Source organism: Bradyrhizobium sp. BR2003 (assembly GCF_009720285.1).
In the GTDB taxonomy this organism is placed as follows: Bacteria; Pseudomonadota; Alphaproteobacteria; order Rhizobiales; family Xanthobacteraceae; genus Bradyrhizobium; species Bradyrhizobium elkanii.
The window spans coordinates 32,686-51,471 of the sequence record NZ_SMYJ01000008.1 but is presented as its reverse complement, the minus strand read 5'-3'; the positions used below and the strand labels follow the sequence as shown (position 1 = coordinate 51,471).

At 65.8% G+C, this 18,786-nt stretch carries 18 protein-coding genes; 8 read left to right on the top strand and 10 right to left on the bottom strand.

The annotated features are described in order from the left end of the window. Positions 1-33: 33 nt before the first annotated feature. Positions 34-579: a response regulator gene (locus E2I15_RS02610; RefSeq protein ID WP_028336173.1), complete on the top strand. Its 546-nt coding sequence runs from the start codon at positions 34-36 to the stop codon at positions 577-579. Positions 580-588: 9 nt separating this feature from the next. Next, positions 589-1,167 (top strand): Hpt domain-containing protein, encoded by a 579-nt coding sequence (locus E2I15_RS02605; protein WP_137479918.1) that lies wholly within the window; start codon positions 589-591, stop codon positions 1,165-1,167. A 68-nt stretch (positions 1,168-1,235) separates the two neighbouring features. Here the strand turns inward: E2I15_RS02605 and E2I15_RS02600 are convergent, their stop codons facing one another. From E2I15_RS02600 to folE, 4 genes are all read right to left on the bottom strand, one after another. Continuing rightward, the gene (locus E2I15_RS02600; protein WP_137479919.1) at positions 1,236-2,417 is read right to left on the bottom strand and encodes a DUF2336 domain-containing protein; all 1,182 of its coding nucleotides are present in this window, start codon (positions 2,415-2,417) and stop codon (positions 1,236-1,238) included. A gap of 161 nt (positions 2,418-2,578) precedes the next feature. After that, positions 2,579-3,583, bottom strand: coding sequence for a lytic transglycosylase domain-containing protein (locus E2I15_RS02595; protein WP_137479920.1), 1,005 nt, complete (start codon positions 3,581-3,583; stop codon positions 2,579-2,581). A gap of 164 nt (positions 3,584-3,747) precedes the next feature. Beyond that, positions 3,748-4,176, bottom strand: a complete 429-nt coding sequence (gene hisI / locus E2I15_RS02590) for a phosphoribosyl-AMP cyclohydrolase (protein ID WP_137479921.1) — start codon at positions 4,174-4,176, stop codon at positions 3,748-3,750. Positions 4,177-4,203: 27 nt separating this feature from the next. Beyond that, positions 4,204-4,884, bottom strand: a complete 681-nt coding sequence (gene folE / locus E2I15_RS02585; protein ID WP_137479922.1) for a GTP cyclohydrolase I FolE — start codon at positions 4,882-4,884, stop codon at positions 4,204-4,206. Between the two features lie 241 nt (positions 4,885-5,125). Here folE and E2I15_RS02580 point away from each other — a divergent pair, with 241 nt between their 5' ends. Continuing rightward, positions 5,126-5,572 carry an iron-sulfur cluster assembly scaffold protein gene (locus tag E2I15_RS02580; protein WP_028342685.1) on the top strand — a complete coding sequence of 149 codons (447 nt, stop codon included), beginning with the start codon at positions 5,126-5,128 and terminating at the stop codon, positions 5,570-5,572. A gap of 104 nt (positions 5,573-5,676) precedes the next feature. On the opposite strand, the gene E2I15_RS02575 is transcribed toward E2I15_RS02580, so the two are convergent. Beyond that, on the bottom strand, positions 5,677-6,522 hold the full coding sequence (locus E2I15_RS02575) for a COG3904 family protein (RefSeq protein WP_137479923.1): 846 nt from the start codon (positions 6,520-6,522) through the stop codon (positions 5,677-5,679). A gap of 369 nt (positions 6,523-6,891) precedes the next feature. Here E2I15_RS02575 and yidD point away from each other — a divergent pair, with 369 nt between their 5' ends. Together yidD and E2I15_RS38615 are read left to right on the top strand one after the other, a co-directional pair. Further along, positions 6,892-7,203 (top strand): membrane protein insertion efficiency factor YidD, encoded by a 312-nt coding sequence (yidD, locus tag E2I15_RS02570; protein WP_137479924.1) that lies wholly within the window; start codon positions 6,892-6,894, stop codon positions 7,201-7,203. A gap of 145 nt (positions 7,204-7,348) precedes the next feature. After that, a complete protein-coding gene (locus E2I15_RS38615) occupies positions 7,349-7,516 on the top strand; it encodes a hypothetical protein (RefSeq protein ID WP_016843922.1) in 168 nt (55 codons plus the stop codon). A gap of 85 nt (positions 7,517-7,601) precedes the next feature. On the opposite strand, the gene E2I15_RS02565 is transcribed toward E2I15_RS38615, so the two are convergent. Together E2I15_RS02565 and E2I15_RS02560 are read right to left on the bottom strand one after the other, a co-directional pair. Continuing rightward, a complete protein-coding gene (locus E2I15_RS02565; protein ID WP_137480012.1) occupies positions 7,602-8,738 on the bottom strand; it encodes an MFS transporter in 1,137 nt (378 codons plus the stop codon). Between the two features lie 105 nt (positions 8,739-8,843). Beyond that, complete coding sequence (locus E2I15_RS02560) at positions 8,844-10,130, bottom strand: COG3904 family protein (protein WP_137479925.1); 1,287 nt, start codon at positions 10,128-10,130, stop codon at positions 8,844-8,846. 220 nt (positions 10,131-10,350) lie between these two features. Between E2I15_RS02560 and thrS the strand changes: the two genes are divergently transcribed. Together thrS and E2I15_RS02550 are read left to right on the top strand one after the other, a co-directional pair. Further along, on the top strand, positions 10,351-12,399 hold the full coding sequence (gene thrS / locus E2I15_RS02555) for a threonine--tRNA ligase (RefSeq protein WP_137479926.1): 2,049 nt from the start codon (positions 10,351-10,353) through the stop codon (positions 12,397-12,399). Between the two features lie 84 nt (positions 12,400-12,483). Continuing rightward, positions 12,484-13,047, top strand: a complete 564-nt coding sequence (locus E2I15_RS02550; RefSeq protein WP_170991600.1) for a nitroreductase family protein — start codon at positions 12,484-12,486, stop codon at positions 13,045-13,047. Between the two features lie 125 nt (positions 13,048-13,172). On the opposite strand, the gene E2I15_RS02545 is transcribed toward E2I15_RS02550, so the two are convergent. Beyond that, positions 13,173-15,656 carry a putative bifunctional diguanylate cyclase/phosphodiesterase gene (locus tag E2I15_RS02545; RefSeq protein ID WP_137479928.1) on the bottom strand — a complete coding sequence of 828 codons (2,484 nt, stop codon included), beginning with the start codon at positions 15,654-15,656 and terminating at the stop codon, positions 13,173-13,175. A 177-nt stretch (positions 15,657-15,833) separates the two neighbouring features. Continuing rightward, positions 15,834-16,910 (bottom strand): RgsD C-terminal domain-containing protein, encoded by a 1,077-nt coding sequence (locus E2I15_RS02540; protein WP_137479929.1) that lies wholly within the window; start codon positions 16,908-16,910, stop codon positions 15,834-15,836. A 277-nt stretch (positions 16,911-17,187) separates the two neighbouring features. On the opposite strand from E2I15_RS02540, the gene E2I15_RS02535 reads away from it, so the two are divergent. Then, positions 17,188-18,234 carry a patatin-like phospholipase family protein gene (locus E2I15_RS02535; RefSeq protein ID WP_028342694.1) on the top strand — a complete coding sequence of 349 codons (1,047 nt, stop codon included), beginning with the start codon at positions 17,188-17,190 and terminating at the stop codon, positions 18,232-18,234. A 3-nt stretch (positions 18,235-18,237) separates the two neighbouring features. Here E2I15_RS02535 and E2I15_RS02530 read toward each other — a convergent pair whose 3' ends face one another. Next, positions 18,238-18,666, bottom strand: a complete 429-nt coding sequence (locus tag E2I15_RS02530) for a CBS domain-containing protein (protein ID WP_137479930.1) — start codon at positions 18,664-18,666, stop codon at positions 18,238-18,240. Positions 18,667-18,786: the final 120 nt, after the last annotated feature.

Genomic DNA, 18,786 nt, shown 5'->3' with positions numbered 1-18,786 from the left:
ATTGGCGAGGTAATGCCCTATCAGGGCCGGACCATGTATCGCATCGATTTCAACAAGCTGCGATTTTTGATTTGCGACGACAATCCGCACATGCGCCGCATCCTGCGGACGCTTTTGCATTCGTTCGGCGCGCGCGAGGTGTATGAGGCCGAGGACGGCGCCACCGCGCTCGAGATGTATACGCACTACGTGCCCGACATCGTCATCACCGACTGGTCGATGCCGATCTTCGACGGGCTCGAGCTTGCGCAGATGATCCGGCAGCCGGAATCCAAGGGCAACCCTTACGCGCCGATCATCATGCTGACCGGGCATTCCGAGAAGCGCCGCGTCACGGTGGCGCGCGATGCCGGCGTCACCGAATTTTTGGCCAAGCCGATCTCGGCCAAGGGCCTCTACCAGCGCATCATGAACGTGGTCGCCAATCCGCGCCCGTTCATCAAGACCAAGACTTATTTCGGCCCCGACCGCCGCCGCAACACCACCAACACCTATATCGGCCCCGAACGCCGCGGCAGCGGCGAGGTCGAGGTGCTGCAACAACCGTCGCTGCTCGAAAAGGCGCGCTCGGCCATCTAGGATATCGCTATGGCGAAAGACAAACCCGGGACGATCGAGGTCAAGAGCTTCGGTACGCACCACGTGATCACGCAGCCCAATCCGCTGCGCAAGATGCTGCTGCGTGTCCCCGAGAGCGATCTCGACGATCCGGTCGGCCGCGCCGAAAAGGCGCTCGCCGGGCTGTCGGGCGAGTTCAAGGAGTGGATGACGATCGAGGCCGACCGTCTCTCCGCCGCGCATGCCACCGTGCTGCGCGAGGGCTTCAGCGACAAGACGCGCGAGGAGCTGTTCCGCGCCGCGCATGACATCAAGGGCGACGCCGCGACATTCGGCTATCCGTCGGCGGCCGCAGCCGCGGAGAGCCTGTGCCGCATCATCGAGCACGCGCCGGATCTCGGCGCCGTGCCGCCGCAGCTGATCGCCCATCACATCAACGCCGTGCAGGCGATCGTGCGCAACCGCACCAGGCTCGACACCGCAGTCGTCGCCGGCGTGCTGAGCAAGCAGCTTCGCGGCATCGCCGATGAATTCCTGACCCACGCCAACCGCGACCGGCCCGAGCACCTCGAGGCGATCCTCGCGCCGAGCATCGTGCCCGGCGAATAGCCGCGCGGCCGGCTGCTCGCGTTGCGGCAGCCACTCAAGCATCCATCGATCGGAAAGAATCGCGGCGCTCAGGCCGCGATAAGATCGTCGTCGTAAGGCAGCACCGCGATCGCGTCTTCCGCGGCGAGCTCCTCGCAGAACATCCGTGCGTCCTCGCGGGCCGATTCGGTCGCGAAGCGGCGCAGCAGGATCAAGAGCGGCTCGGCCGCGGAATGATCGGTCTCGCAATGCGTCAGCACCCGCTCCACCATGCGGCGATGCAGCCGCGCCGCACCGTCGCCGCTGTCGACATAGCCGACCTCGTGGCTGGCCTCGAGCGCGACGCGGAACGCGGCGTAGGTGGATTCCGGCAAGCCGGCGCGGCGCAGCAGCGCCTGCAGGCCGTTGCCGCCGCGGTCGTTCAACAGCGCGGAGACGCGGCCATAGGGCAGTCCGGACAGTTCGGCGAGCGCCGCCCCAAACAAATCGAGATTGCCGGACAGCAGCGCGCGCAGGATCAGCCCGGCGGTCAATTGCCCGGTGGCGCGCAGATGCGTGATCAGGTTCTGCATGTCGTCGCCAAAGGCACGCGCGGCGATGTTCACGGTGGAGCGTTCCCTGGCCTCGCCGGCGACGCGGTCGGCCCGATCGCTGCCGAGCCAGTTTCGCGCGACGACGAACTGCGCCAGCGTGTCGGAGAGCTTTGCGACCAGCGCCAGCCGCGTCGCCGACGGCAGGTCTTCCAGCTGCAACATCGATTCCCTGATGGCGGCGAGATGGCCGTGGCGTTCGACGATGCGATCCCAGGAGAACGGCGCGAGGCCGGCGCAAGGATTTTCGATCAGCTCGAGCGCGGCCGCCGCCGAGCCGACCTCGGCAATCGCGGCGGCGACGGAGGCCGGCAGATTGATGCGTCGCGCGATCGCGCACTGCATCTCGTCGGAACCGGTGGCGACGATGTCGACGAGGTCGGCATCGATCAGAAGCGGTGAATGTTCCAGTACCGGGAGCGCGATCGCCGACTGGTCGGCCGACAGCGCCTGCACGATTGCGGCAGGCGCGTCCGCACTGCGCGCGAACACCTCGGCCATCGCCTGCCGTACCAGCGGCGACGGGTCGTCGAGCAGCATCAGCAGCGCGCCTTCGGCTGCGATGCGGTCGTCCTCGGTGAGATCCGAGATGAGCCAGGCGCGGGCCAACGCCCGTGTCGCCTCTGCTCGCTCACCTGCTGGAGCGGTCCTAATCCAACTAATAAACTGCCGAACGATCATGGTCCTGCCGGCTTACGCAACGAAACGGCATCGACATACGACGCCACTACAAGGAAAAATAGACCATGACGCTTAATAAAGGGTTCACCATAAATGTTTGGGATTATTGACGTTTCGTTAAGACGGCAACGGCGTGCGGCTTCGCGCGCGCGGCAGGGCGGCTAGCCGTTGCTGTAGGTGCCGCTCGGATCGCTGAACAGGTCAAGCCGTCCGGGCGCGCGGACCTTTGGCGTCGCCGACGTGGTCAGCGAGGAGGAATTGCCCCACAGCTCCTGCACCGCCGGCGAGATCGGCTCCGAGCGGTCGCCGGCCTGGTAGAGCGAGCGGAAGGTCGGCGCCGGCTGCGCCGATGCGACGGCCGAGGTCGCACCGACGGGCGTCGCCGACCGGGAGTCCGGGAAGGTCGAGAGATAGGACGCGGTGTCCATGGTCGGCGCTTGTGTGGGCGCGGCGCTTGCGATCGCGTAAGGCGACATGGTGTCGCCGCCCGCTGCGGCGAAGGCGGTGCGCGTATCCTTGGAATTCGCTGCCGCGGCGTAGCGCGTGGTCAACACCGAATAAACCTGGCTGACGCTGCGCGCGCTGCCCGACCTGTCGTAGAAGATCGACTGGTTGGCGGCCGCCGCCTTCGGAAACATCGCGGCCGCGTTGGCGCTCGGGCTGTCCTCGGCGCTCGAGATCAGCTTGCCGGCGCCGCCGACGCCCATGAAGTGGGCCATATAGAGTTCGGCATCGGTCGGACGGCGGCCGAGCTTGCCGGTCAGCTTGAAGCTGTTGGACTGCGTCAGCACCGCCGCCATCGAGGACGCCGCGTCCGGATCGTCGCGCAGCTTCATGACCGCGGCGCGCGCGGAGGGATCGCCGACCGAATAGCTGCCGTCGGAATTCCTGCTGATGGCGTCGGCATACTGGCCGTAGCCGAGCTGGCTTCCCGCCTCCTTGACGGTGCCGAGCCAGGTCTGGTCGATGAATTGATAAAGTCCATGCGCCGACGAGGTCGTGGCGCCGGCCCGCGGATCGAAATTGGATTCCATCTTCGCGGTGGTGAGCAGATATTCGAAGCTCGTGCCGGTGGTCGCGGCCGCCTGCTTGATCGAGCTCGCGACCTTCAGGCGCGAGGGATCGACACCTGCCGAAGCCGTCGCATTGAAGAGGTCGACCGCCATCTACCCGGGTGCCTTGCCGGGTGCCGGCAATCGGCACCCATGTCCCGTCAACCTGCCGTAATTATGGTTAATGGCGCGTTAATGGCTCAGGGCTGGGCGTCGGAGTAAGTGCGCGACATCGAAGATGCGGCTCGACGCGTCGCATTTGATTCAGATCAAACGCGCTATTTGCGATAGACCTGCGCCGGATCGAACAGCTGCTCGGCGTCGACAAAGGACAGGCTGACATTGCCCCCCTCGTCCTTCACCACGCGATAGAAGCAGGTGCGCCGTCCGGTGTGGCAGGCGGCGCCGATCTGCTCGACCTTGATCCACACCGCGTCCTGATCGCAATCCATCCGGATCTCGACCACGCGCTGGGTCTGGCCCGAGCTCTCGCCCTTGCGCCACAGCGCATTGCGCGAGCGGCTGAAGTACCAGCCTTCGCCGGTCGCGATCGTCTTGCGCAGGGCCTCATCGTTCATGTGCGCGACCATCAGCACATCGCCGGTCGCGGCATCGGTCGCGACGCAGGTCACAAGACCTGCTGCGTCGAATTTGGGCTGGAAAGCCAGCCCCTCCTCGCGGTCGTGATCGTGGGTCGCTGCGGACACGGAAAACCTCGCTCAGGAAATGCGAGGTTACCGGCTCGGTCCTCGCACGAGGGACAGGAAACGCTGCTGCTCCGCCGGATTGTCGCGGAACATGCCGGTGAAGCGACTGGTGAAGGTCGATGCACCATGCTTGGCGACGCCGCGCACCGACATGCAGGTATGCTCCGCCTCGATCAGCACTGCAACGCCGCGCGGCTTCAGCACCTCGTCGATCGCGGCCGCGACCTGCGCGGTGAGATGCTCCTGGGTCTGCAGACGTCGGGCAAAGATGTCGGTCAGGCGCGCCAACTTCGAGAGACCCACGACGCGCTCCACCGGCGTATAGGCGATATGGGCCTTGCCGTAGAACGGCATCATGTGATGCTCGCACTGCGAGGTGAACTCGATGTCGCGGACGAGGACGAAATCGTCGTAGCCGGCGGTCTCGCCGAAGGTGCGGTTCAGCACCTCGGCCGGGCACTGGTGGTAGCCCTGATAAAGTTCGTCATAGGCCTCGACGACGCGGCGCGGCGTATCGAGCAGGCCCTCGCGGCTGGTGTTCTCGCCGATATAGGCGAGCAGCGTCTTGACGGCGTCCTCCGCCTCCGCCCGCGACGGGCGCGGCTGGTCGGCACGAACGGCCGCCGTCATGAATTCCGAGGGGTCGAGCTCGCCGGGCTTGGCGTCGGCCGGCTTGCTGGGGCGAATCGATTTGATCAAGGCGTCCATGTCTTCTCCGTTCGACCGGCCCTCGGATTTGACCTTGGTCCGGATGTGTCACCGGGCAGACGGGGCGGATGGCTCGAACCGCCGGGCGCCTGAGTCCCATTATTGTAGCACCGCCGCGGCGGAGGTGGGCCGCGGTGGCTGCATGGCCGGGCTATGTTTCCGGCGTTGCCGCCCATATATAGGGCGGTGCAACCCAGCCGCCAAGAGCGCCCGGCACGGCCGGAACCAGGCATCTGTCCTCATGCTGAACGACATTTACAACAAGCGGATCATCGAGTTGGCCGGCAATATTCCGCGCCTCGGACGGCTGGCCGACCCGGACGCCAGCGCCACCGCCCACTCCAAATTGTGCGGTTCGACCGTCAAGGTCGACCTCAAGATGGATGGTCCCGTGGTGACGGACTTCGCCCATGACGTGAAGGCCTGTGCGCTCGGCCAGGCCTCCTCCTCGATCATGGCGAGCCAGGTGGTGGGCTCGACCGCGGACGAGCTGCGCGAATTGCGCGAGACGGTCCGCAAGATGCTGAAGGAAAACGGCCAGCCCCCGCAGGGCGGCAAATGGGCCGATATCGCGCTGCTCGAGCCGGTGCGCGATTACAAGGCCCGACATGCCTCGACCCTGCTGACCTTCGATGCCGTGGTCGATGCGATCGGCCAGATCGAGGCCAAGGCGAAGCAGCCGGCGTAAGATTGCATGTCAGCTCATTCCGGGGCGATGCGGAGCATCGAACCTGGAATCTCGAGGTTCCGGGTCCGCTCACGTGTCCCGGAACGACGCGACAATGTGCGTTCTTACTGCGCGGGCTGGACCGGCGCCGGCGCGGGCGCAGCGTTGCCGCCGGTCGGCACCACGGCCTCGGCGGTCTTGGTCGCCCTCGCCGCCTGTGGCGCCTCACCCTCCATCGTGCTGCTCACGAAGCGATCGTTGTTCTTCGGCTTCGCCTCGGCGACGGGAATTGCGTTGTCCTTGCTATTGTCCTGCCGCGGCAGCACGTCGGCAACCGCATCGGTGGTGATGAGGTTGGTCAGCCGCAATTCGGCAGCCGACAATTCGTGCAGGTCTTCCCACGGCGGCACGCTGAGCGAGAGCGCCAGCAGATCACCGGCGCCGCCCATATCGAAGGTGTACTTGGCAAGACGGCCGATATCGCGCTCGACGATCATCAGGTCCTGCGCGGTGTAGCTCGCGGCCTTGGCGTCGTCGGCACGATCGCCCATCCAGATCTGATGCACGCGGACATGGGCGGCCGGCGGAACATAGCGCGTCTTGCCCGACAGCAGAAGGAACACGCACATCGACTCGCAATAGGCATCCGGCAGAACGCTCGCGCGGCCGCCTTGCGCGGCCTGATTGGCAACGCTGGTGCCGACCGTGGTCAGCACGCCGAGACCGCGGAAGCGGCGGCCGAGCGCGATCGCGTCATTGACCGAGCCGCCGCTGGAGTCGAGCACGATGGTGGCGCCGTTGAGCTGGCGGCCGCGCGCGAACTCGTCGAATTCCCTCGGACTATCGGCCGTGATGATGCCGACCGCGGACACCCAGCCTCGGCAATTCGGCTGGCAGGCGATCCAGCTGAACTTCATCGGCAGCTTGCGCTCCTCGAGAGTCGAATTGGCCTGCGCGGAACCGCCCGCCATGGCGGCGGTGCCGGAAGCTGCGAAGCAAAGAGCAACAGCGCCGGTAAGCGCCCAACTGCGCAACGAGAGCGACTTGACGAGCCTCAATTTGGTTCCTTCCCCCAAGCCCTTGGTGATGCGAGCGGTGGCAATGGCCCCATGGCAATGCGCCACGACTCTGTCAGCGGCGCCATATGGGAACGGTAGCGTTGCTGACCCGGACCGTCCATAGAGCCCTTGCTGCAGCGCCATCGGTGCTGTGCAATAATAACGAACTGTGGCGTAAATATCTGCAACAAAACAGTTCCTCGGCTTGGAACCCCCGCAAGACTACGTACATACTTGCGTATGCCGCCGACAGACCATTCAACGACACACCATCCACGATGCATGGACTGTGCCAGCACCATGCGCCGCCTGCCACGCAACTTCGGCCGCGCCGTGATCTGGATCTACCGGCACACGCTGTCGCCGCTGGTCGGCTACAACTGCCGGCATTTGCCGACCTGCTCGGTCTATGGCGACGAGGCGATCGAACGCTTCGGCCTGTGGGGCGGCGGCTGGATGACGCTGGCGCGGCTGCTGCGCTGCCAGCCCTGGGGAACATCCGGGATCGATAATGTCCCGCTGACGAAGCCGCCCGGGGCACGCTGGTACTTGCCCTGGCGCTATGGCCGCTGGCGCGGCGTCAACGAAGGCTGACGCGGCGTCAACGAGGGTTGACGCGGCGTCAACGACAAATGATCGGTTGCTGCCGCACGTCCAAGCACGGCGCGCATTGCTGCCCAGCGGAACTGTGACGATTGTTGGCGCATTGTTTCGTTGCCCCTTTGGGGAGGAAACAACAATGCGCTGGAAAATCAGCCACAATGGTCATGATCCTCGGCAGATCGACTTGCTGGCCGTGCTTGCCTTGCTCGTCGTCATCGTCGCCGCCTACGGCTACTTCACCCACAATCCGAACAAGCCGAGCACGACGGCGTTCATCGTGCCCAGCCAGAGCGTGAGGTGGTGACGCGCAGCGCGTCGGAGAGTGGCGCCTCAGCCGAGGCCCGACCTCGGACGCGATTCACACGGAGAAGCGCGTCACGACGAGAAGCTCACTCGGCTGCGGCAGCCTGCGCAACCCGTCGCGGCCGCGTGACGACCACGACCGCGAGCGCCGCCGCGACGAAGGCCGTGGCCACGTAGCCTGCGCTGTGCAGCCATTCGCGGGCGAACAGCAAGCCACCGATCGCGGAGCCGATGGCCTGGCCGATATACAGCACCGAGGTATTGAGCGAGACCGACGCCGAAGCGAGCGCCGGCGCCGCGCCGACCAAGCGTACCTGCTGCATCGAATTGGTCGATGCAAAGCCGAGGCCCCACACCGCGACGGAGGCGGCCATCAGGGCGTAGGCGCCGGCGCTCAGCGCCCAGCCGGCTACGCCTGCGAGCAGCAGCACGGTGAACAGGACCGAGGTTTTCCAGGCGCCCCAGGAATCCACCACGCGCGTTGCAATCGCGATGCCGACGAACCCGAAGATGCCGTAGAGCGCGAACACGATCCCGACGGCGTCAGCATTGGCGCCGGTCAATTTGGACAGCAGCGGCCCCATGAAGGTGAACACCACGAACTGGCCGGACATCTGCAGCGTCGTGATCGACAGCAGCAGAATGACCATCGGATTACGGCCGAGATCGACCCAGGTTCTGAGGTCAACCGGCGCGCCGTGCAGTCCGCCTGGTAACCGCCACCACAGCAGCAGGGAGCTCACAAGCCCGGTCAGCGCGATCGCGCCATAGGTCACGCGAAAGCCGTAGCGGCTTGCGATGAAGGTGATCAGCGGCAGCCCGATCGCGGCGGCAAGCGACCAGCCGAGGAAGATGTAGGCAATCGTGCTGCCGCGCTTCTCCACCGGCACGATCAGTGCCGCGGTGCCCGCCGCCTGCGGCGTGTAGAGCACGCCGACCGCGAGCATCACCAGCCGAATGATCAGGAGGCTGTCGTAGTTCGGCGCGAAGGCGGAGGCCGCATTGGTTAGCGTCAGCACCAGCAGCGTCGCCGTCAGCAGCGCCCGCCGCTCGATCCGGCTGGTCAGCCACGCCGTCACCGGCGAGCCCACGCACAGCACGATCGCGCCGAAGGTGATCAGGAGACCCGCGGTATGGATCGTGACGCCGAGTCCATCGGACAATTCCGCCAGCATGCCGGCCGGCGCCAGCACCGAGCAGCCGGTGACGATGTTGCCGAGCATCAATGCGGTGGGAGCGAAGCGTTTCACGCCGCGTTGTTAGCAGACTCCAAGATCAATGCAACTGCATCTAAATGCATGACACCTGATCGAACGCGCGCCTTGCGCTCATGGCGACGGCGACGCCGCCGGCACGGCGCTGACACTCGGCGACACGGCAGCCGGCAACGGGCTCGCAGGCTTCGGGCCGGCGGTCGCCGCCGGGCACGATGCCAAAAGCTGCGTCCACCCCTGCTCCAGCCCGGTGGTGTCGATATCGAATGTCGCAGGGCCGGACTTGGTGTCAGACTTGACGTCAGACTTGCCGTCGGTTGCCGGCGCGCCTTCGCCGATCTGCAGATGCGGGGCCGCGAGCATCGCCTTGACGGTGTCCGAGGTCACCGCCTCGCTCCAGACCTCGTATTTGCCGAACCGCGCCGACCGGCCGAATGCGACGGTCCTGGTCGCGCCGGCCATCATCGCCACCGTGCTCTTGCCGGCTGCCCCCTCCTCGAACTCGCGCACGAACATCAGCCGCCCGCGATCCTTGCTCTCGCAGAACAGCCGCCACTCCATCATGCGGAACGAGCTGCCGTCGGCTCTTTTCTGCTGCACGATCTTGCGAACATAGGGCCGTGTCTCCTTCTCCACCGCCCACAGGGTTTCCGGCAGCGGCCGCGTATCGATGCCGAATCGATAGAGCTCCGGCCGCGTCAGCACGTGCAGGTCCTCGAACTTCACGGACTTGATGAGGTCGCTGAGCTCATGGCTGATGCCCATCGCCGCGAGGAAGACATTGCGGTCGCGGTCGGCGCTCACCATCTCGCGCCGCCTGAAGTCGGCGACGACCTGCGCCGGCGGATGCCCGTGGATTACGAACATCAGCTTGGAGTTATGCACCGCGAGCACCGAGTCGGGCGCCACTTCGCGGCTGGTCGCGCCCAGGAACAGATAGGCGCAAGCCGACACGCACATCGCGTTGCGCGTGGTGAGCTCGGCCTCGACCTCGCCTTTGGCAGCCTTGATCTTCAGGCAGGCGGCGTCGACCTGCGTGCCTGTGGAACAGGCCGGCACGATGGTACGGCCGACCCGGGCAATGGCCTTGTGCGCGCGCAGGAACCGCGCGATCCCATAGGACTGCTCGACGTTTCCGCCCGGCGAATGAAGGTAGATCGGAAGCTGCCGGTCCTTGATCGGAAAGAGGAAGGTGCGAATCCGCTGCGCGGCTTCCCGATCGATCTCGCCCTCGATCGCGATCCAGCGATCGCAACCAGCGCCGCAGGCATTCGCCGGTCCCTTGGCGAGATAGATGGTCAGCTTTTTCGCAAATCCGGCCTTCTGGACCGGTGTTTCTTCCGCCCGCAACACGCCCGGGATCAGAAGCAACGCCACGAAAAACAGGAGTCGGGAAAACATGAACCTTGCGGATCGCGCGATGGCGGGAAAATGGACGCCGGACGTTAGACGATGATCGGCAGCGTCGCAACGCGCCAGCTGCAGGCAAGCGTCCCTCGATTCGGTGCGGCCGGAGGCCCATTTTCTTGATATTGCCGGATTGCAGGCGTCAAATCCCCTGCTATACCGCTGCTTTCCGCTTACCTGCGCTCGTTCGCAGGAGTGAGCTACAGGAGACACCATGGCCGATACGCCACCCAAATCCGAATCCGGATTCCAGTACAGCCTCTCTAACCTCAAACCCGCAGAACCCGTGAACAAGATCGCCCTCACCTTCCCTGACGGAGCGAGGCGCGACTTCCCGAAAGGGACCACCGGTCTCGACATCGCCAAAGGCATTTCGCCCTCACTCGCCAAGCGCACCGTCGCGATGGCGCTCGACGGCACGCTTGCCGACCTCAACGATCCAATCGAGGCCGACGCCAAAATCGAGCTGATCGGCCGCGAAGACCCGCGCGCGCTGGAACTGATCCGGCACGATGCCGCGCATGTGCTGGCGGAAGCCGTGCAGTCGCTGTGGCCGGGCACCCAGGTCACGATCGGCCCGGTGATCGAGAACGGCTTCTACTACGATTTCTTCCGCAACGAGCCGTTCACTCCGGAAGATTTTGCCGCGATCGAGAAGCGGATGCGCGAGATCGTCGCGCGCGACAAGCCGTTCACCAAGGAAGTCTGGGATCGCGAGAAGACCAAGCAGGTGTTCCGCGACAAGGGCGAGGCCTTCAAGGTCGAGCTGGTCGACGCCATTCCCGGCAACGAGCCGATCAAGATCTACTTCCAGGGCGACTGGTTCGACCTGTGCCGCGGCCCGCACATGACCTCGACCGGCAAGATCGGCAACGCCTTCAAGCTGATGAAGGTGGCGGGCGCGTATTGGCGCGGCGACTCCAACAATCCGATGCTGACCCGCATCTACGGCACGGCATTCGCCAAGCAGGAAGACCTCGACGCCTATCTCAAGCAGATCGAGGAAGCCGAGAAGCGCGACCACCGCAAGCTCGGCCGCGAGCTTGACCTGTTCCACTTCCAGGAGGAAGGCCCGGGCGTGGTGTTCTGGCACCCCAAGGGCTGGACCATCTTCCAGCAGCTGATCGCCTATATGCGGCGCCGGCTGCTTGGCGACTACAACGAGGTCAACGCCCCGCAGATCCTCGACAAGGCGCTGTGGGAGACCTCGGGCCATTGGGACTGGTATCGCGAGAACATGTTCGCGGCGCAGTCCGCCGGCGACGAGGCCGAGGACAAGCGCTGGTTCGCGCTGAAGCCGATGAACTGCCCGGGCCATGTGCAGATCTTCAAGCACGGGCTGAAGAGCTACCGCGACCTGCCGTTGCGGCTCGCCGAGTTCGGCGTCGTGCATCGCTACGAGCCGTCGGGCGCGATGCACGGCCTGATGCGGGTGCGCGGCTTCACCCAGGACGACGCCCATGTGTTCTGCACCGAGCAGCAGCTCGCCGACGAGTGCCTCAAGATCAACGACCTGATCCTGTCGACCTATGCCGATTTCGGCTTCGACGGCGAGCTCACGGTCAAGCTCTCGACGCGGCCGGAGAAGCGGGTCGGCACCGACGAGATGTGGGATCACGCCGAGCGCGTGATGGCGACGGTGCTGTCGGAGATCAAGGCCAAGGGCAGCAACCGCATCCGGACCGAGATCAATCCGGGCGAAGGCGCGTTCTACGGACCGAAGTTCGAATATGTGCTGCGCGACGCCATCGGCCGCGACTGGCAGTGCGGCACGACCCAGGTCGACTTCAACCTGCCGGAGCGGTTCGGCGCGTTCTACATCGATCACGACGGCTCGAAGAAGGCACCCGTCATGGTGCACCGCGCAATCTGCGGTTCGATGGAGCGCTTCATCGGCATCCTGATCGAGCACTATGCCGGCAACTTCCCGCTCTGGCTGGCGCCGACCCAGCTCGTGGTCACGACCATCACCTCCGAAGGCGACGAGTACGCCAAGGTGGTGGCGGCCGCGGCGCGCCGCGCCGGGCTGCGGGTCGAGATCGACCTGCGCAACGAAAAGATCAACTACAAGGTCCGCGAGCACTCGCTGGCCAAGATCCCGGCCCTGCTCGTCGTCGGCAAGAAGGAAGCCGAGACCCACTCGGTCTCGGTCCGCCGCCTCGGCAGCGAGCGGCAGACCGTGATGCCGACCGATGAGGCGATCGCCGCGCTGGTGGATGAGGCGACGCCGCCCGACGTGAAGCGGGCGCGATCCGTCGCCTGATCCTCACAATCGGTCTAAACTGGCTTTCATTGGCCTGGTCGTGCCCCCATCTTGGGGGCACGACTCCCCTTGAAGGACTTTTCCGTGCCCGATGCCATTGAACTCCTGAAGACGCGCCGCTCGATGAAACCGCGCGAGATGATCGGCCCGGGCCCGTCCGCGGCCGAGCTCGAGACCATTTTGACGATCGGCGCACGCGTGCCAGACCACGGCAAGCTCGCGCCCTGGCGCTTCATCGTGTTCGAGGGCGATGCCCGCGCGCGGGCCGGCGACGTGATCGCAAAGGTTTTCGCCCGGAAGAATCCCGGGGCGCCGGCCTCCGACATCGAGATCGAGAAGAAGCGCCTGACCGACGCGCCGCTGGTGATCGGCGTGGTCTCGTTCACCAAGCCGCACCCGAAGGTGCCGCCGTGGGAGCAGGAATTGTCGGCGGGCGCCAGCGCGATGAACATCGTCACCGCGGCGACCGCGCTCGGCTACGGCGCCTGCTGGCTGACCGGCTGGTTCGCCTTCGACCGCGACGTGCTCGACGGCCTCGGCCTCAAGCCGGACGAGAAGCTCGCCGGGCTCATTCACATCGGCACCCCGACCAAGCCGAGCGAGGACCGCCCGCGCCCGGCCTTGTCGGATCTCGTGACGCGGTTTTAGACGGGGGGCGCCCCTGTAGCCCGCATGAGCGCAGCGACATGCGGGGCTTCGGCCCCGGGTATCGCTTCGCTCACCCGGGCTACGAAGGCCATCCTTATTGCCAGATTTGACGATCGCGGAAACGATTAAGCCGCCTTCGACGCCCGTTCCGCAAAACCGCTCAGCAGCTCCGCGATCTCGCCTGCCGGCCTCGCCGCGCTGAACAGAAATCCCTGTACCTCGTTGCAGCCTTCAGCGCGCAGCCAGTCGAGCTGGTCTGTGGTCTCGACCCCTTCCGCGGTCGTGGTGATCTTGAGGCTGCGGCCGAGCCCCGAGATCGCGCGCACGATCGCGAGGCAATCGGAGCGCCGCGCCAGATCCTTGACGAAGGAGCGGTCGATCTTGATCTTGTCGAACGGGAAGCTGCGCAGATAGCTCAGCGAGGAATAGCCGGTGCCGAAATCGTCCATCGAGATGCTGACGCCGAGCTCGCGCAGTTGATGCAGGATCGCGAGGTTGGCCTCGGTCTCCGCCAGGAACACCGACTCGGTGATCTCGAGCTCGAGCCGCCGCGCCGGCAGGCCGGAATGCGCCAGCGCCGAGATCACGGCCTGGACCAGATTGCGGCTGCGGAACTGTACCGGCGACAGATTGACGGCCACCTTGACGTCGGCGGGCCACTTGATCGCCTCGGAGCAGGCTTCGCGCAACACCCATTCGCCGAGCGCGACGATCAAGCCGATGTCTTCGGCAACCGGGATGAACTCCGCAGGCGAGACCATGCCTTTTTGCGGGTGCCGCCAACGCAGCAGCGACTCGAAACCAGAGATGCGGTCGGCCGCGATATCGACCAGCGGCTGGTAGTACAGCTCGAACTCGCCATTGCTGAAGGCCGCGCGCAGATCGCGCTCCATGTCGCGGCGCTTCTGCGCCTGCTGATCCATCTCCGGTTCGAAGAAGTGATGCACGCCGCCGCCCTCCGACTTGGCGCGGTACAGCGCCATGTCGGCATTGCGCATCAGCTCTTCCGACGTCGTGCCGTCTCCCGGTGACAGCGCGATGCCGACGCTGGCGCCGACCACGACCTCGAGCCCGTCGATGTTGTAGGGCGCGCTCAGCGCATCGATCAGCCGTTCGGCGAAAGCGCTCGCCTCGTTCGGCGAAACGTCGGCCGCAAGCACGATCGCGAACTCGTCGCCACCGAGGCGGGCCGCCACATTGTCGTCGCGGACCACCTCCCGCAGCCGCTCCGCCACCAGCTTGAGCAGCCGGTCGCCCATCGGATGCCCGAAGGAGTCGTTGACGTTCTTGAACAGGTCGAGGTCGATGCACATCACCGCGACACGCTTGTTGCCGCTCCGGCCGCGCTCCAGTGCCTCACGCAGGCGCTCCTGGTAGAAATCGCGGTTCGGCAAATTGGTGAGCCCGTCATGGTGCGCCATATGCGCGATCCGCGCTTCGGCGGCACGGCGCTCCGTGATGTCGACCACCGCGACCAGATAGCCGTCGCGGCCCTCGAACGCCACCTTGCGTCCGAAGGTCAGCACATGGATCTCGCTGCCGTCGGCCCTGATGTGCCGCCAGTCGCGGCTCGATTGATAGACGTCGCCGATCTCGCGCAACGCGGCGCTGTGCACGCTCCACTCGTCCACCGGCCAGATCTGGCGCAGCGTCATGCCGAGAAACTTCTCGCGGCTGTATCCATAATGCTGAACGGCGGCGTCGTTGACGCTGAGGAATTCCATCGTGCCGGCGTCGAACACCCACATCGGCATCGGATTGTTCTCGAACAGCAGGCGGAACGACAGCTCGCGCTGCTTCAGCGCGGTGACGTCGGAGACGGTCAGCGACAGCATGTCGCCGAACGCCGTGACGCCAAGCCTGAGGCAGCGATCGCCGCTGTCGATCTCGAACTGCCCGCCCGGGCCGCCGCCGACAAATCCACGCAGACGGCTCATCACCGCCGGCGCCGCAAGCGGATTGCCGCCGGCGCTGAGCCGGCGCCACAGCAAGTCGGTCGCAGGCTGCATCAGCAGCCTTGCGGCGCCCTGGTTGAGATGCACGATCTGGAAGTCGGCCGGCTCGCCGCGCGCATCGCGGATCGCTGCGAGCGACAGCACGCCCTCGTCGGCGGCCGAGAAAATCGTATCGAGCAGATTGTACTGCGCATTGCGCTCGTTGACGTAAACGCCGACCAGGATACCGCCCCAGCGCGACCGCGTCGGCAGCGCCAGCACATCGAAGGTCCGCACCAACCCGTCGCGGACGCAATGCGCTGACGCCAGATAGGGCCGGCAGTTCTCGCGCGCGTTTGCGGCAGCCTCGGTCAACGCGGTGGCGCAATCCGGCGGCAGCGCGCTGAGCGGAATGTCCCAGCGCTCGTCGTTCAGCCATGTCTGGACATAGCGGCCGGCGTGCGAGACGCCGAGCATGCCATCGACGCTCCGCAGCAGCACGATATGATCCGCGAGCCGGCCGAGACTGCCGAGCATCACGTCTTCATAGTGCGGCAGCCTTTCGCCGGGACGGACCGCGGCCTGCCACTTGCGTTGCAGAACCGGTACGTCGGCGAACATCTCGGAATTGAATTTGGCCGATGCCCTTGCTGATTTCTTGTTGGCCATGACCATGGCGCGCCCCACGCAAACACTAGTCCCCACGGCATCCAAGTCATGCCGCGGCTTAACGTCGTGTAAAAATAGGCAGGCTTGGCATCGCCGCGAGCGATTATGACGGCTCAAATTCGCGCGATGGTTAGTTCACATTAGAAACTATGACAGCTGCATGAAATGCAGGCCGGTCGGACGTCAGCGCGCCACGACCTCGACTTCGCCATCGACGCCATTGACGACGTTGAAGGGACGCTCGAACACCTTGCCTTCGTTCTTGGCGATCGCGCGATACTCTCCTTCGGAGAGCACGACGCGCGGGAACGCGCCGATCGATTCCTTGATCACGTCGCCGCCCGGCGTGATCACCGACCAGGCGGTGTTGGCCAGCGCCTCGCCGCCCCGCTCGCTGACCAGCTTGAGGGTGATGACGGCGGCGCGATGGGTGACGGTGACGTCGGTCAGCTTGCCCGCCGCGACGCGAATGTCGGAGCGCACCACCGAGTTGGCGTCGCCATAGTTGGAGACGATGTAGTAAGTGCCCTCGGGCAGCAGCGCGACGTCGCCGGCGGCAACGTTCGGCACCATTGGTCCACGGTCCGAACCGTCGAACTGGCTGCCCTTGTAGATCGCAAACGAGATCTGGTTGGCGGGGATCTTGCTGCTGCCGACCCGGCCCTCGATCCGCAGGCCCCCGGCCGGCAGCACGAAGGACTCGCGGTCGGTCTCCGACTTCAGGCTGACGGCGCGCACCGCGCTGACGAGGCCGAGCGCGACATGGACGACATAGTTGCCGGGCGGCAGCACCACGTTGGGCGTCGCCCCGCGCTCTTCGCGGATCAGCTTGTAGGTACCGTTGTCGTCAGGCTTGTCGGCGAACACCCGCCACACTAGCCCGGCATTGATGACCGGCAGGTCCTTGCCGTACCGCGCCGTCAGCGACAGCACCGCCTGCCCGGCGGCCGGCGAACCGGCCGGCGGCGCTGCTACGACCGGCGGCACGGTCGCAATCGAGGGCTGGACGATGGTCGGCTGGTTCAGCGGGCCGGGCAGAACGGGCCCTGAACCGCCGCCCGATGGCGGCGCCAGGTTGAGCGCCGGACCGGACGGCACCTCCGGGACCGAGGCGGGCGGAATCGGCGGCGGCCGGTCGCTGAAGAACTGCGCAGATACGGAATCGGGGATCAGGGCCAGCAAAAATGCCGCAAGCGTCAACAGCGGAAGGAGCCGCACGCCCCGCCCGCATCCGCCGATGCCGTTGCCCCTCGAAGTCATCACCATGCTTTTCAACGAAAACGCGGCAAATTCAAGCCTTCGTCCAAGGGGATCCAGGCGGCGTCCAAGGCTTTGTCACAGTCCGGGCGGGCGGGCGTCCGCCTTTGGAACCGCGCGATCAAGCCGATGTTAGCCCTGTCGTCGCGGTCCAGTCACATTCCCTGCCTACCGCGGACCACCCGGGCATGAATCATGCCTGTGGGAATAACCATGAAGACGGACGACGCTGGCGCAGCCATGCTGCGCGGCCTAGTCTCCCGCTGGCAGGAGATTTGTCGTGTTGGATAGCTGGATGGGCCGAGGCCACAAGAGCTCCGACGGCCCCGACAAGGTAGGACTGGGTACGGTTCGCCGGCCGGTCATCGGGCTTGCGCTCGGCGGCGGCGCCGCGCGCGGCTTTGCCCATATCGGCATCATCAAGACCCTGCTGGCCCACGGCATTGTCCCCAATGTCGTGGTCGGCACCTCGATCGGCTCCGTGGTCGGCGGCGCCTACGCGGCCGGCCATATCGAGACGCTGGAACAGTGGGCGCGCGGCCTGCAGCCGCGCAGCGTGCTCGGCTACCTCGACATCCGCCTCAACGGCTCCGGCCTGATCCGCGGCGCCAAGCTGGCCGCCGAGATCGAGGCCGCGCTGGGCCAGGTCATGATCGAAGACCTCACGGTCAAGTTCGCCAGCGTCGCCACCGAAGTGCGCACCGGGCACGAGATCTGGCTGACCCAGGGCCGCGTGGTCGACGCCATGCGTGCCTCCTACGCCCTGCCCGGCATCTTCGCGCCGGTCCTGATCGGCGACCGCTGGCTCGTCGACGGCGCGCTGGTCAATCCGGTGCCGGTCTCGGCCGCGCGCGCGCTCGGCGCCGAGATCGTCATTGCGGCGAACCTCTCCAGCGACGTGTTCGCGCACTCGACCACGATCTACAATCACGGCCCGTCGGCCGCGCCCGAGGTGACGGTTGCGGTGACCGCCGATGCCGAGCTCGAGCCGGAGCCGCCGAAGCGCCGGTTTGGCCGCTTCTTCTCCGCCGAACGCACCGTGAAGCGGGAGTTTTTCGGCAGCGCCAGCCGGCCCGGCATATCGAGCGTCATGGTCGACGCCTTCAACATCATGCAGGACCGCATCACCCGCGCACGCCTTGCCGGCGATCCGCCGGACATGCTGATCTCGCCGCGGGTCGGTCAGATCGGCTGGTTCGACTTCCACCGCGCCGACGACCTGATCGCGCACGGCATCCGCGCCGCCGAACGCTCCATCAGCGCGATCGAGGAAGCGATCGACATCCTGGTGCCGCCGTCGAGCGGCGCGGGCAGCACCGGAAAGTAGCACTCAGGCGGTCTTGATGTAGTCGCGCAGCGCCTCCTGCTCGCGCTCATATTCCTCCACGCGCCGCTTGACGATGTCGCCGATCGAGATCAGCCCGACCACCTTGCCGTCCTCGACGACAGGAAGATGGCGGAATTTTCCCGTGGTCATCATCTCCATGATGCCGCTGACCGTATCGGACTCGCGGCAACTCACGACTTTCCTGGTCATGACAGCGCTGACCGGTTCGTCCAGCGCGCCTGCGCCGCGCTCGCTGAGCACGCGCACGATGTCGCGCTCCGACAGAATGCCCTCCATGCGGCTCTGCTCCATCACAAGCACCGCGCCGATCTTGCGCTCGCCGAGCAGCTTGACCGCGGCCGAGAGCTTCGCGCCGGGCGCGACGCTCATGACCTGATGGCCTTTTGCATCGAGAATGGAACGTACCGTCATTGTCGGCCTCCCTGAATCCGTTCGTGCCCCGCCTTGGGCGGAGCCGAGCCTGTTCGCCAGAGTCTTCAATCAACAGTTCCGCGCCGATTTCGGTTCCGGGGCGCGGTGAGTAGCAGGGCC